Source organism: Sphingomonas sp. IC4-52 (assembly GCF_020707225.1).
Taxonomy (GTDB): domain Bacteria; phylum Pseudomonadota; class Alphaproteobacteria; order Sphingomonadales; family Sphingomonadaceae; genus Sphingomonas.
Genome location: NZ_JAJFEU010000002.1, coordinates 397036 through 410398, shown reverse-complemented (window position 1 = coordinate 410398; position 13363 = coordinate 397036). Strand labels below are relative to the sequence as shown.

10 protein-coding genes and 1 tRNA gene are annotated in these 13363 nt (G+C 66.5%); 6 read left to right on the top strand and 5 right to left on the bottom strand.

The features are described from left to right. Window positions 1–50: 50 nt before the first annotated feature. The 4 genes from LK535_RS08425 to LK535_RS08410 all read left to right on the top strand — a co-directional run bounded on the left by LK535_RS08425 (window position 51) and on the right by LK535_RS08410 (window position 4603). Window positions 51–1652 carry a carboxyl transferase domain-containing protein gene (locus tag LK535_RS08425; protein ID WP_227771444.1) on the top strand — a complete coding sequence of 534 codons (1602 nt, stop codon included), beginning with the start codon at window positions 51–53 and terminating at the stop codon, window positions 1650–1652. A 77-nt stretch (window positions 1653–1729) separates the two neighbouring features. Next, a complete protein-coding gene (locus LK535_RS08420; RefSeq protein WP_227771580.1) occupies window positions 1730–2152 on the top strand; it encodes an endonuclease domain-containing protein in 423 nt (140 codons plus the stop codon). Next, window positions 2149–2625, top strand: coding sequence for a nuclear transport factor 2 family protein (locus LK535_RS08415; RefSeq protein WP_227771443.1), 477 nt, complete (start codon window positions 2149–2151; stop codon window positions 2623–2625). Before LK535_RS08420 ends, LK535_RS08415 begins: the two co-directional genes overlap by 4 nt. Window positions 2626–2755: 130 nt before the next feature. After that, window positions 2756–4603, top strand: coding sequence for an acetyl/propionyl/methylcrotonyl-CoA carboxylase subunit alpha (locus LK535_RS08410; protein ID WP_227771442.1), 1848 nt, complete (start codon window positions 2756–2758; stop codon window positions 4601–4603). Window positions 4604–4764: 161 nt separating this feature from the next. Here LK535_RS08410 and LK535_RS08405 read toward each other — a convergent pair whose 3' ends face one another. After that, complete coding sequence (locus LK535_RS08405; protein ID WP_227771441.1) at window positions 4765–7413, bottom strand: valine--tRNA ligase; 2649 nt, start codon at window positions 7411–7413, stop codon at window positions 4765–4767. A gap of 115 nt (window positions 7414–7528) precedes the next feature. Between LK535_RS08405 and LK535_RS08400 the strand changes: the two genes are divergently transcribed. Continuing rightward, complete coding sequence (locus tag LK535_RS08400) at window positions 7529–8161, top strand: glutathione S-transferase family protein (RefSeq protein WP_227771440.1); 633 nt, start codon at window positions 7529–7531, stop codon at window positions 8159–8161. Between the two features lie 13 nt (window positions 8162–8174). On the opposite strand, the gene LK535_RS08395 is transcribed toward LK535_RS08400, so the two are convergent. From LK535_RS08395 to LK535_RS08380, 4 genes are all read right to left on the bottom strand, one after another. Then, on the bottom strand, window positions 8175–10208 hold the full coding sequence (locus LK535_RS08395; protein ID WP_227771439.1) for an alpha/beta hydrolase family protein: 2034 nt from the start codon (window positions 10206–10208) through the stop codon (window positions 8175–8177). A gap of 122 nt (window positions 10209–10330) precedes the next feature. Beyond that, complete coding sequence (locus LK535_RS08390; protein WP_227771579.1) at window positions 10331–10813, bottom strand: DUF2497 domain-containing protein; 483 nt, start codon at window positions 10811–10813, stop codon at window positions 10331–10333. A gap of 36 nt (window positions 10814–10849) precedes the next feature. After that, window positions 10850–12358: a TolC family outer membrane protein gene (locus LK535_RS08385; protein WP_227771438.1), complete on the bottom strand. Its 1509-nt coding sequence runs from the start codon at window positions 12356–12358 to the stop codon at window positions 10850–10852. 11 nt (window positions 12359–12369) lie between these two features. Further along, the gene (locus LK535_RS08380) at window positions 12370–13038 is read right to left on the bottom strand and encodes a protein-L-isoaspartate O-methyltransferase family protein (RefSeq protein WP_227771437.1); all 669 of its coding nucleotides are present in this window, start codon (window positions 13036–13038) and stop codon (window positions 12370–12372) included. Window positions 13039–13183: 145 nt separating this feature from the next. On the opposite strand from LK535_RS08380, the gene LK535_RS08375 reads away from it, so the two are divergent. Beyond that, window positions 13184–13257: transfer RNA gene (locus tag LK535_RS08375), tRNA-Cys, on the top strand. Window positions 13258–13363: the final 106 nt, after the last annotated feature.

Here is a 13363-nt window from a genome sequence, read left to right as displayed (position 1 = left end):
CTCGTTGCACAATGGATGCTGAAACAAGTTCAGCATGACGGAGGTTGGTGGTGAGCGGCCCAAAACTGACAACCAATCTCTCTCACGAGAGCGAATCGTTCCAGGCCAACGCCGCGCACAACCGCGCCCTCGCCGAGCAACTCCGCGCCGACGTCGCCCGCGCCGCGCTCGGCGGCAACGAGAAATCCCGTGAGCGCCACACCGCGCGCGGCAAGCTCCTCCCCCGCGAGCGGGTGGAACGCCTGCTCGATCCCGGCTCGCCCCTGCTCGAGATTGGCCAGCTGGCCGCAAACGGCGTCTATGGCGAGGACATTCCCGGCGCCGGCCTCATCACCGCGATCGGCCGCGTCTCTGGGCGCCAGTGCATGATCGTGTGCAACGACGCGACGGTGAAGGGCGGCACGTACTATCCGCTCACCGTGAAGAAGCATCTGCGCGCGCAGGAGATCGCCGAGGCGAACCGGCTGCCGTGCATCTACCTCGTCGATTCCGGCGGCGCGAACCTGCCGCACCAGGCAGAGGTGTTCCCGGACCGCGATCACTTCGGCCGCATCTTCTTCAACCAGGCGAACATGTCGGCCAAGGGCATCCCCCAGATCGCCTGCGTGATGGGCAGCTGCACCGCCGGCGGCGCGTACGTCCCCGCCATGTCGGACGAAACGGTGATCGTGCGCGAACAGGGCACGATCTTCCTCGCCGGCCCGCCGCTCGTCCAGGCCGCGACGGGCGAAGTCATCAGCGCCGAGGATCTCGGCGGTGGCGATCTCCACGCGCGCAAGTCCGGCGTCGTCGATCACCTCGCCGAGAATGACGAGCACGCCCTCACCATCGTGCGCGACATCATCGCAACGCTGCCGCCGGAACGCGAGGCGGACGTGAACCTGCGGCCATCGAAAGCGCCGAAATACGCCGCGGAGGATCTCTACGGCATCGTGCCGCAGGACGTGCGCGCGCCCTATGACGTGCATGAAGTGATCGCCCGGCTCGTCGACGGCAGCGAGTTCCACGAGTTCAAGGCGCTCTACGGCTCCAGCCTCGTCTGCGGCTTCGCGCATATCCACGGTTCGCCGGTCGCGATCCTCGCCAATAACGGCGTCCTGTTCAGCGAAAGCGCGGTCAAGGGCGCGCACTTCATCGAACTCGCCTGCCAGCGGCGTATCCCGCTCCTGTTCCTCCAGAACATCTCGGGCTTCATGGTCGGCGGGAAATACGAGGCGGAGGGGATCGCCAAGCACGGCGCAAAGCTCGTGACGGCCGTCGCCACCGCCAGCGTGCCCAAGATTACCGTGCTGATCGGCGGCAGCTTCGGCGCCGGCAACTACGGCATGTGCGGCCGCGCCTATTCCCCGCGCTTCCTGTTCACCTGGCCCAACAGCCGGATCAGTGTGATGGGCGGCGAACAGGCCGCCAGCGTCCTCGCCACTGTCCACCGCGACGCCGCCAGCTGGACGCCCGAGGAAGCGGACGCCTTCAAGGCCCCGATCCGCCAGAAGTACGAGGACGAGGGCAACCCCTATTACGCCACCGCCCGCCTGTGGGACGACGGCGTGATCGACCCCGCCCAGACCCGCGACGTCCTGGGGCTGGCGCTGGCCGCATGCCTGAACGCCCCCATCCCCGAACGCCCGCAGTTCGGCGTGTTCCGGATGTGATGGGCGCAACGGATCAAAATCCTCCCCGGCACGGGGAGGGGGACCAGCCGCAGGCTGGTGGAGGGGCTGGCCGCAGGCTGACCGGGCCTCAAACGACCGTCACGAACGCCCGCCGTCTGCGACGGGAGATGACACTGCCGGAAATAATCCTCTGGCAGAACATCCGCCGCCAACAGCTAGGCGTGAAGTTCCGCAAGCAGCATCCGGCGGGCCAGTATGTCCTCGATTTCTACTGCCCCTCCGCCCGCCTCGCGATCGAGGTGGACGGAGAAGCCCACTCACACCAGAACAAGCTCGCCAAAGACCACCGCCGCGACCTCTGGCTAGCCCGAGAGAACGTCAAAATCCTTCGCATCCCGGCGAAAGCCATCCTCTCCGACCTGCCAAACGTGATCGATGCGATCAGTGCCGCGGTCACCCCCGACCAGCCCCTCCACCAGCCTGCGGCTGGTCCCCCTCCCCGTTCCGGGGAGGATTTGGAATTGAAAGCTCCCGCATGATCCTCCCCCTCCTCCTCGCCCTTCAAGTCACGCCGGTCGCGCCCCTGCCCAAGGGCACCGCGCTTCCCCCGTCTGCGTCCGAAGAAGGCCAGGTCATCGCCCCCGTGCAGCGCCTGTTCGACGCGCTTGCCGCCAACGATCCCGCCGCGATCCTCGCCGAAGTCCGCCCCGACGGCCGCGCCACCGCCGTGGTGGAAAAGGCGGACGGCACCACCGCCGTCACCACCAGCGACTGGCCCGCCTTCGCCGCCAAGCTCGGCAAGCCCGGCCCGAAGCTCGCCGAAACCTTCACCGGCATGCCCGCGATCGAGATCGACGGGAATATCGCGATGGTCTGGGGCAGCTACACCTTCACCGTCGACGGCAAGCCCAGCCATTGCGGCACCAACCATGTCGATCTGGTGCGCGACGGCGGCCGCTGGCGGATCAACAACATCACCTGGACACAGCGCACCACCGGCTGCGCGCAATGATCGCTGTCCTACGTCCCACCCCCGCAGGTATTCTTCGTCCCATGATCACTGCCCCCGCCCCGAATGTTGAGGCCTGTTGGAAAAAAACGCGCCAGAGCCTCAACTTCCTCAACATTCGCGGGGTCGCAGCATGATCGGCTCGCTCCTCATCGCCAATCGCGGCGAGATCGCCTGCCGCATCATCCGCACCGCGCGCGCGCTCGGCGTGCGCACCATCGCGGTCTATTCCGATGCCGATGCCGAGGCGCTGCACGTGCGCGAGGCGGACGAGGCGGTTCACATCGGCCCCTCGCCCGCACGCGAATCCTATCTCGTCGGTGAGCGGATCATCGCCGCTGCCCGCGAAACCGGCGCGGGGGCGATCCACCCCGGCTATGGCTTCCTCAGCGAGAATGCCGATTTCGCGCAAAGCGTGATCGACGCCGGCCTCGTCTGGGTCGGCCCGCGCCCCGCCAGCATTCGCGCCATGGGGCTGAAGGATGCCGCCAAGAAGCTGATGCAGGAAGCCGGCGTCCCCACCACGCCCGGCTACCTCGGCGACGATCAGTCCCCCGATCGTCTGCAGCGCGAGGCGGATGCGATCGGCTATCCTGTGCTGATCAAGGCGGTCGCCGGCGGCGGCGGCAAGGGCATGCGCCGCGTCGATCAATCGGAAGAGTTCGCCGACGCACTCGCCTCCTGCCGGCGCGAGGCCGCGGCCAGCTTCGGCGACGATCGCGTGCTGATCGAAAAATACATCCTCTCCCCGCGCCACATCGAAGTGCAGGTGTTCGGCGACGGCCACGGCAATGTCGTCCATCTGTTCGAACGTGATTGCTCGCTGCAGCGCCGCCACCAGAAGGTGATCGAGGAAGCGCCGGCGCCCGGCATGGACGCGGCCACGCGCGAAGCGGTCTGCGCCGCGGCAGTAAAGGCGGCGCAGGCGGTCGATTATGTCGGCGCCGGCACGATCGAGTTCATCGCCGACGCCAGCGAGGGCCTGCGCGCGGACCGCATCTGGTTCATGGAAATGAACACCCGCCTCCAGGTCGAGCATCCCGTGACGGAAGCGATCACCGGCCAGGATCTGGTCGAATGGCAGCTGCGCGTCGCCAGTGGAGAACCGCTGCCGCGCCGCCAGGACGAGCTATCGATCACCGGCTGGGCGATGGAGGCACGCCTCTATGCCGAGGATCCGGTGAAGGGCTTCCTCCCCTCGATCGGCCGGCTAGACGCGCTCGATCTGGGCGATGCCGTGCGCGTCGACACCGGCGTCGAGCAAGGCGCCGAGATCAGCCCCTTCTACGATCCGATGATCGCCAAGCTGATCGCGCATGGCGAGACGCGGGACGAGGCGCGCGAGCTGCTGGCCGATGCACTGGACGAAGCGGTGATCTGGCCGGTGCGCACCAATGCCGGCTTCCTGGTCGAGGCGCTCGACCACCCCGAGTTCGCCGCGGGCAATGTCGATACCGGCCTCATCGCCCGCGAGGGCGAGGCGCTGATGCCGCCCGCGCTGCCCAGCGAGGAAACGCTGATCGAGGCCGCCGCCGCGCTTGCGCCCGACGTGCCGGTCGCCGGCTTCCGCCTCAACGCGCCCGCGCGCCGCGAAGGCCGCTTCCTCCTCGCCGGGGAGCCGATCGCGATCGACTTCACCGACGCGCCCGAGGTGGAGGTGCCCGCGCCGCTCGACAGCGTGCTCATCACCGAAGGCGGCCAGACGTGGGAGCTCGCCCCCTTCCGCGCGACCGGCGCCGCCGGCGGCGCGGCGGCGGACGGCGCGATCCTCTCGCCTATGCCCGGCCGCATCATCGCGGTGGAGATCGCCGCGGGCGCCGCGGTCGTGAAGGGCCAGAAGCTCGTCACGCTCGAGGCGATGAAGATGGAGCACAGCCTCGTCGCGCCGTTTGATGGCCTGATCGCGGAGCTGAACGCCGTCACCGGAGGACAGGTCACCGAAGGGACGCTGCTGGTGAAGGTGGAGCGGCAAGAGGGCTGACGAACCGCCGCCTGCCGCCGGACAACGGCGGCGGGCACCCGGTTGCCACTAACGCTCCGTCACCCCGGCCCTCCATGCCGGGGCCTAGGGTGCCGCAAACCTCGACGTGTGAGGTCGTGCCGCCCGGTGGATGCCGGGACAAGCCCGGCACACAACGGGCGCTACCCCAGACGCGATAGCGCCGCGGTCAACCGCTCCGCCTCAGCCGCCTTCTCCGCGTGATCGGCGCGGGCCTTCTCGACCGCCTCGGGCTTCGCACGCTCGACGAAGCTCGGGTTGTTGAGCCGGCCGGCGAGGCCGTCGCGCTCCTTTTCGGCCGCGGCGATTGCCTTGGCGAGTCGCGTACGCTCTGCGGCAAGGTCGATCACGTCGCCCAGCGCGATTCGGAAGGTGGCTTCGTCGACCACGACCTGCGCGGTGCCGCCAGAAACCGCGCCCGGATCGATCCGCGCGAGGCGGGCAATCGTGGCTGCATTGCGGGCCAGGCGCGCCTGGGTGTCGGCGTTCGCATCCGCCACCGCATAGGGCAGCCGCGCGCCCGGCGGCACATTCAGCTCAGTACGGCTGGAGCGGACTTCACTGACGAGACGGATCAGCCAGTCGATCTCCTGCGCGGCGGCCGGATCGATCGCACGTGCATCGGCCATCGGCCAGTGTGCGACGATCAGGTCGTGCTCGCGGGGTGCGAGCGCGTGCCACAGCTCTTCGGTGATGAACGGCATGAAGGGGTGAAGGACGACCAGGATCTGATCGAGCACCCAGCCGGCGACCGCCTTTGTTTCCTCGTCGATCGAGCCCTTGATGAGCTCCAGATACCAGTCGCAGAACTGGCTCCAGACGAACTGGTAGATGGCGTTCGCGGCAGCATCGAAGCGATATTCGCCGAGCGCGAGGTCGACCGACTGGATCGCCTTGATCGCCTCACCGATGATCCACTTGTTGACCGGGTGGGTCGCTACCGGCGGCTCGAGCGTGGTCGATCCGCGGATGCCGTTCGACTGGCAGAAGCGGCTGGCGTTCCACAGCTTGGTCGCGAAGTTGCGATACCCCTCGACCCTTTTCTCATCCATCTTGATGTCGCGGCCCTGGCTTTCCATCGCCGCCATGAAGAAGCGCAGCGCGTCGGCGCCATATTTGTCGATCAGGCCGAGCGGATCGACGGTGTTGCCCTTGGACTTGGACATCTTCGAGCCGTCTGCGGCGCGGACTAGGCCGTGCAGGTAGAGCGTCTTGAAGGGCACGTCCTTCATGAAGTGCATGCCCTGCATCATCATGCGCGCATCCCAGAAGAACAGGATGTCGAAGCCCGAGATCAGCACGTCATTGGGATAGCGGCCGCCGAGCGTCGGATCGGTGTTCTCCGGCCAGCCCATCGTGGCAAACGGCCAGAGCGCGGAGGAGAACCAGGTGTCGAGCACGTCGGGATCGCGCGTCAGGGCAACGCCCTCGCCCGCCTGCGCCTGCGCCTCGGCCTCGGTTTCGGCGACATAGGCCTTGCCCTCCGCATCGAACCACGCCGGGATTTGGTGCCCCCACCACAGCTGGCGGCTGACGCACCAAGGCTGGATGTTCTCCATCCAGTTGAAGTAGGTCTTCTCCCACGTCTTCGGAACAAGCCGGATCGCGCCGGACTTCACCGCCTCGATCGCCGGCTGCGCCAGCGTCTTGGCGTCGACATACCATTGGTCGGTCAGCCACGGCTCGATGACGACGCCCGAGCGATCGCCGAATGGCGTCTGGATCGTGCGCGGCTCGGCATCATGCTCGACGCCTTCCTTGTCGATGTGCGGCACGAGGACGCCATCGGCCTTGAGCCGGGCGACGACCGCCTTGCGCGCGTCCGCCGTCGACAGCCCCAGGAACTCGGCCGGGATCAGGCCGTCCGCGGTCTGCGTGACAGTGGCCTTGGCATCCAGCATGTTGAGCATCTCGCCCGCCTTCATGCCGGCGCGCTTGCCCACTTCGAAATCGTTGAAGTCATGCCCCGGCGTGATCTTCACCGCGCCGGTGCCGAGCGAGGGATCGGCATGTTCGTCGGCGATCACCGGGATCAGGCGGCCGGTGATCGGCAGGCGGATCTGCTTGCCGATCATGTCCTTGTACCGCGCGTCCTGCGGATGCACCGCGACGGCCATGTCGGCAAGCATCGTCTCGGGGCGCGTGGTGGCGACGGTGATGGTGCCCGAGCCGTCCGCAAGCGGGTAACGGATCTGCCAGAAGCTGCCCTTCACCTCGCGGGTCTCGACCTCGAGATCGCTGATCGCGGTGCCGAGGCCCGGATCCCAGTTCACCAGCCTTTTGTCGCGATAGAGCAGGCCCTGACGGTGAAGCTCGACGAAAACCTTGAGCACGGCCTTCGAGAAGCCCTCGTCCATCGTGAATCGCTCGTTGGCCCAGTCCATCGAGCAGCCGAGCCGGCGCAGCTGACCGGTGATCTGGCCGCCGCTCTCCGCCTTCCATTCCCACACCTTGGCGACGAACTCGTCGCGGGTGAAATCGGTGCGCTTCTGCTGCTGGAGCGCCATCTGCCGCTCGACCACCATCTGGGTCGCGATGCCGGCGTGGTCGGTGCCCACCACCCAAAGCGCGTCCTTGCCCTTCAGCCGGGCATGGCGGGTCAGGATGTCCTGCAGCGTATTGTCGAGCGCGTGACCGATGTGGAGCGAGCCGGTGACGTTGGGCGGCGGATTGACGATCGTCCACGGATCGGCACCGGGGCGCTCGGGGCGGAACAGGCCGTTCTCCTCCCAATGGCTGTACCAGCGGGATTCGATGGTGGCGGGGTCGAATGTTTTGGGAAGCTCGCTCATGGCACGGCTCTACTCAGCCAGCTTGACGCTGCAAAGCCGTCGCAGGCAGGCGGCGCGTGGCCAGTTCGCGGTGGGCTCGCTACCGTGAGGGTGACAATACAGGAGGGGACAGCGGATGCTGACGGTTCATCATCTGGGGATTTCGCAATCGGACCGAATCGTCTGGCTCTGCGAGGAGCTGGGCATCCCCTATCAACTGCGGCGCTATGATCGCGATCCGGTGACGCGGCTGGCGCCCGAGGAATATCGCGCGCTGCACCCGTTCGGCACCGCGCCGGTGATTACTGATGGCGACTTCGTACTCGGCGAATCGGCGGCGATCGTTGAATATCTGATCGCCACGCATGGCGGCGACGCGCTGATCCGCCGCGCGAGCGAACCGGACTTTGCCGATTATCTGTTCTGGTTCAACTTCGCCAATTCATCGATGATGCCGGCGCTGATGATGTCGATGGTCGTCGGCCTGCTCGGCGGCGGTGATCGCGCGAAGGCGCTGCTGGCGCGCGGCGACCGTGCTTATGCGATGATCGAGGATCGGTTGGCCAAGGTGCCGTATCTGGCCGGCGATGCCTTTTCCGCCGCGGACATCATGATCCACTTTCCGCTGACCACGGGGCGGGTGTTCGCGCCGCGTGACATCTCGGGCTATCCGAACATCCTTACCTATCTGCAGCGGATCGCGGCGCGGCCGGCCTATGCCGCGGCGATGGCCAAGGCCGAGCCGGATTTCGCGCCGATGCTGACGTGATCGGGGGCGCCGGTCAGCGCCCCTTCCCCGTCCATTGATCCATCCAGCCGATCACCTCGCGATACCATTGGCGCGAGTTCTTCGGCTTCAGCACCCAATGGTTCTCGTTCGGGAAGACGAGCAGGCGCGAAGGGATGCCGCGGCGTTGGAGCGCGGTGAAGGCGGCGAGCCCCTGGGTGTAGGGGATGCGGAAGTCCTTCTCACCGGTGATGACGATTTGCGGGGTCTTCCACTTGGCAACGTGGTTGACGGGGTTCCACTTCTCGAACGCCTGCGGATCCTCGTAATAGGTTTTGCCGCCGTGCTCCCACTCGTCGAACCACAATTCCTCGGTTTCGTACGCCATGGCGCGCGCGTCGAAGACGCCGTCGTGCTGGACGATGCACTTGAAGCGATCGGGCCACTGCCCCTCGATCCAGTTCATCATATAGCCGCCATAGGAGGCGCCCAGCGCGCAGGCATTGTCGGCGTCGAGCCAGGTGAACTTGGTGGTCGCCGCGGACAGCCCCTTCTTCAGGTCCTCGAGCGGCCAGCCGCCCCAATTGTTGCGGATCGCATCAGTGAAGGCCTGGCCGTAGCCGGTGGAGCCGTGGAAATCGACCGCGACGAGGCCATAGCCCGCGCCCGCGAACACCGCCGGGTTCCAGCGATAGGACCAGCTGTTGTTGCTCGACCCCTGCGGGCCGCCATGGACCATATAGGCGATCGGCACCTTGCCGGTGCTGTTCGCGGGCTTCACCGCATAGCCCCAGACGGTGTCATTGTTGGCGCCGGTGAAGCTGAACCGCTCGACCGTGGGCATGTCGATCCCGGCAAGCTTGGCGGCGTTGACGTTGGTCAGCCGCTGCGGCGTGCCGCTGGCGGCGACGCGGTATAAATCGGCCGGGGCGGTGAGGGAATCGAGCGCAATGATCGGGCCGCTCGGTGTGACGGCAACCGCGCCGACATGGCCCTGCTGTGTCAGCCGCGTGACCTGGCCGGTGCGCGCATCGACGCGGAACAGCGGCGTTTCCTGCGTATCGTCGGCCGTGACGTAGAGCGAGCGCGAGTCGGGCGCCCAAGCGATCGAGCCGACCGAGCGATCCCACTTCTCGGTCAGCGAGGTGACACGGCCGGTGGCGAGATCGCGCAGCATCAGCACCTGGCGATCCGCCTCATAGCCCGGGCGGCGCATGGCGAACCAGGCGAGCGTGCGGCCATCAGGCGAGACGACCGGCTGATTGTCGGTCGCCTTATTGTCCGCAGTGAGGTTCACCGGCGCGCGGCTGCCGTCGGCGGGCACTTCGAAGATGTCCAGGTTCGTCGAGGTCGGCTCGATCCGCCCGGCCTCGCGCAGCGCGAAATAGAGCGTCTTGCCGTCGGGGCTCCACGACACTTCCTCGGAGCCGCCGAACGGCTTCGAGGGCGCGTCGCCGACGAGGCCGCCGACCACCGCCTTGCCATTGCCGCGCGCGCCGGCGGCAGTCAGCGGCAGGACGAACAGCTGCGAGCGCGTGCCGTCGCTCCACGTATCCCAGTGGCGCACGAAGAGCTGGTCGTAAGTGCGGCCCGAACCAGCATCGGCGCGCTTCTTGACCATTGCGGGCTCAAGGCTCGGCGCGGCGGGCAAGCGATCCGCCCAAACCACGATCTTGTCGCCAGTCGGCGCCACCTTGAAGCCGTTGAAGCCGCCCTTGAAGTCGGTCAGCTTGCGGGGCGTGCCACCCGTGACGGGGACGGACCAGATCGCGTCATCCATTGCGAAATAGACGGCGTTGCCGACGATCTGCGGATCGTTCTCGTCCTTCTGCGGATCGGCGAGCAGCTTCTCGGGCGCGGCGCCGGGATTCGTCAGATCGAGCCGCCACAGATCGAAGCGGCCGCGATCGGCGTCGAGATCCGTCTCGCGCTGCGCCCAGACCATCCAGCGCCCGTCCTTTGAGACGGTTGGCGTGCCGACGCGGCTCAGCATCGTCAGGTCTTCGATGGTCATCGGGCGGGCTGCGGCAGGAACGGCAGCGGCGGCGGCGGCGAGCGTGATGAGGCTCGCAGACAGGAACATCCTCATGGCCGCGAACTAAAGCAGATCGTTACCGTTGCGACAATCGCCATGTCTTCGGGCGGCACGCTCGTGCGATCAGGCACACCAAACGGAGCGGACCCGCAACGATAGAGATTATGCAGCGGGGATCAGGAGGCGCTGCGCGTGAGCTTCGCGATTTCGCGCGCCACGATTGTTTCGACCATGCTTGGAAGATTGGCGTCGAGCCACTCACGAAGCATCGGCCGCAACATCTCGCGCACCAGGCCTTCCAACGTGCCGTCGCTCTGGGGTTCGGGCTTTACCAGCAAGCGCGAAAGAGCATCAATCGCCCCCCTGGTCGCTTGCGCCGTCTGCTCCGAAAGCACGGTCGCCCCGGTTTCAGCCTCAACCCGCGGCGCTTCGGGCTCGGGAAGCGCGACAGGCCGGGAGGCGGCGGGCGGCATGGGATGGCTGAGCTCGAGCACCTCTTCCGGCTCCGCCTCGTCCTCTTCGGGCGCGGAAGACACGACGGGTCGAGCCATATTGGTCCGACGCTGCCGGATCGGCCGGTCATCACCCTCTTCGGCGATGATGCGTTTGATCGAGGAGAGAATATCCTCCATCGACGGCTCGGCGCTGACATCCCCCATGCGCGCAGTCCACCTCATCCAGAACGCCGCCAACGATCAGCGGTTTGGTGCGTTTTCACCTGTGGTCAATGCCGGGCTTCTGTCAACCTTGCTGCTGTCGAGCGCCGGATCGAGCGGCCGGTTGACCGTCGCGTTCTGAGGAGCGACAGCGCTCGTGGAGGGCGCGATGGCCACGGGCGCCTTGCCATCACCGAAGTCCGAGATGCGGTTCCGGACGGACCGATAATTCTCCGCCGCATTGTACAACGGCCCGCCTTCCAGCCCGAGATCCTCTGCCTCGGCCTGCCCCATGGCTGCGAGCAGCGCGAAACCAGCGACATAGGCATCCCGGCGCGCTGTCACGAGCGTCACCTGGCTGTTCAGCAGCTCCTGCTCCGCATTGAGGATGTCGAGGATCGTGCGATTGCCGACGCTGTTTTCGGCGCGGACGCCTTCAAGGCTGAGGCGATTCGCCGCTACTGCCTGTTCGGACGATGCAATCACCTCCAGCGAAGACCGCCAAATCGCGAACGCCGAGCGGGCGGAGGCAATCACCTGCCGTTCCGCTGCGGTGGCATTTTCGATCGCTTGCGCGCGGGTAGCTTGCGCCTGCCGCACGAGTGCCGCGGGCCGTCCGCCCTGAAACAGGGGAAGGCTGACGTTCAGGCCCAGGCCAGCGGATGTTCCCGACTGCCCGACACCAAGGCCCGTCCCGCTGCCGAGCGACCCGAGATAATTGACGTAATTGCCGGTCGCGCCGACACCCAGTGTCGGCAGCCGGCTCGCCCGTGCGACACGGATGTCATAGTCGGTGGCGTCCCGCTGCTTTAGCGCCGCTAGCAGCGTGGGATTGTCTCGCAGCGCCACCTCGACGGCCCCATCGGCGTTCTGGGGCAGATTGGGGAGCGGTGGCGGCGGCGCCAACTCACCGGGCGCAGAGCCGACAAGCCGCACGTAATTTTCGCGGCTGGCGATCAGCGTCGCTTGCACCCGCTGCAACTGAGCCCGCGCAAGGCTCAACCGCGCTTCGGACTGGGCGACGTCCGTACGGGTGAGATCCCCCACCTGGAACCGGTCGCGGCTTGCCTGGAGGTTGGTTTCCAGCACCCGGACGTTCTGGGCATTGAGACCGACGATCGCCTCGTCGCGTATCACGTCATTGTACGCCGCCACCACTTCGGAGAACAGCGAAGCTTCGGTCCCGCGCAGTCCGAACTGGCCAGCTTCCACCCGCGTCTCGGCCGCCCTGACGGAATTGCGCACCGCACCGCCCGAATAGAACGGGACGTTCAACGCCAGCTGCGCCTGCGCGGCCCGCTCCGGAGTGGTGAAGGAATTGCCACTGCGCAGATAATTCTCATTCACCCCGGCATTGGTCGAAAGCGTCGGCCGTCCGGACGAACGAGCAATCGGCACATTCTCGTCCAACGCCCGCTGCTGCGCGCGGCTCGCGGTGATCGTCGGATTCTCGCGATAGGCACGCGCCAGCGCCTCCCGCAGCGTATCTGCCTGCGCCGGCGACGCACTCAGCGCGAGTATCAGGGCAAGAGAAACGACGCGGGTCATTGCGGCTCTTTTCAGAAGGTGAAGCGGGCTGGCTTGGCGAAGCCCGGCAATCGACAGCAATCAACATCGGCGAAGTCGATCATCGCAAAACCGCCCTCGCTCTTCCGACCGGATGCCAGCCGCGTAACGCCATTGTCGAGGATGCCGCCAAGGATACGGCCGCCAGGCCGCACCTGCGCCACCAACTGCTCCGGGTACTGCTCTATGGCGCCATCGACGATCATCACATCATAGGGCGCCCGCTCGGAATGACCGAGCTCAAGCGGCGCCTCGACGATGGTGATTCGCTCACTCGCGCCAAGGTTCGTCCGCGCCTGTGCAACAAGCGCCGGATCGACCTCCACCGCAACGACCGATGCCACCAGTTCGCCCAGCAATGCGGCCGTGTAGCCACTCGCCGCGCCGATCAGCAGAACATGATCGCTCGGCAGCAAGCGCGCTTCGGTCAACAAACGGCCCGTGGCGATCGGCAGGTTCAGCGATCGCCCGCCGCCCAGCGCGATCAGATCGTCGCGATAGGCGAAGGGCGCCATTTCTCCCGGCACGAACCGCTCGCGCGGGACGTTCGCCATGACTGCAACCACGCGCGCATCCGAAACCGCATTCGTGCGAAGCTGGCTCGCCACCATCGCGGTGCGCATGGCGACAAAATCCGGTTGGCGTTCCATGGTCATCGTCATCTTCTCACCTGTCGCACGACTGTTTTATTCTGGCAATACACTTGTGATCCAGAGTGGCGCTTTATCGCGACCAGACAGTGCCGCCAACGTAGAAACTTGACACGCACGCTCCGCCGCCGCATCTGCCCGCCCTCGCTCTCATCGAGGCCCGATGGCGGAGTGGTGACGCAGAGGACTGCAAATCCTTGCACCCGGGTTCGATTCCCGGTCGGGCCTCCAACTTCGACGGCGACTTGGGCATGCCCCGCTGACCAGCGAGTCAATGAAGCCACGCAAACGGCAGTCGTCCCAATCAAGCACCTGGTCGAGCGGCAACTTCTCTGCG

Excerpts from the sequence above, each read along its gene's own strand:
- LK535_RS08410 (WP_227771442.1), top strand. The coding sequence starts at position 2,756 with ATGATCGGCTCGCTCCTCATCGCCAATCGCGGCGAGATCGCCTGCCGC.
- LK535_RS08415 (WP_227771443.1), top strand. The coding sequence starts at position 2,149 with ATGATCCTCCCCCTCCTCCTCGCCCTTCAAGTCACGCCGGTCGCGCCC.
- LK535_RS08385 (WP_227771438.1), bottom strand. The coding sequence starts at position 12,358 with ATGACCCGCGTCGTTTCTCTTGCCCTGATACTCGCGCTGAGTGCGTCG.
- LK535_RS08380 (WP_227771437.1), bottom strand. The coding sequence starts at position 13,038 with ATGACGATGACCATGGAACGCCAACCGGATTTTGTCGCCATGCGCACC.
- LK535_RS08390 (WP_227771579.1), bottom strand. The coding sequence starts at position 10,813 with ATGGGGGATGTCAGCGCCGAGCCGTCGATGGAGGATATTCTCTCCTCG.
- LK535_RS08405 (WP_227771441.1), bottom strand. The coding sequence starts at position 7,413 with ATGAGCGAGCTTCCCAAAACATTCGACCCCGCCACCATCGAATCCCGC.
- LK535_RS08400 (WP_227771440.1), top strand. The coding sequence starts at position 7,529 with ATGCTGACGGTTCATCATCTGGGGATTTCGCAATCGGACCGAATCGTC.
- LK535_RS08395 (WP_227771439.1), bottom strand. The coding sequence starts at position 10,208 with ATGAGGATGTTCCTGTCTGCGAGCCTCATCACGCTCGCCGCCGCCGCC.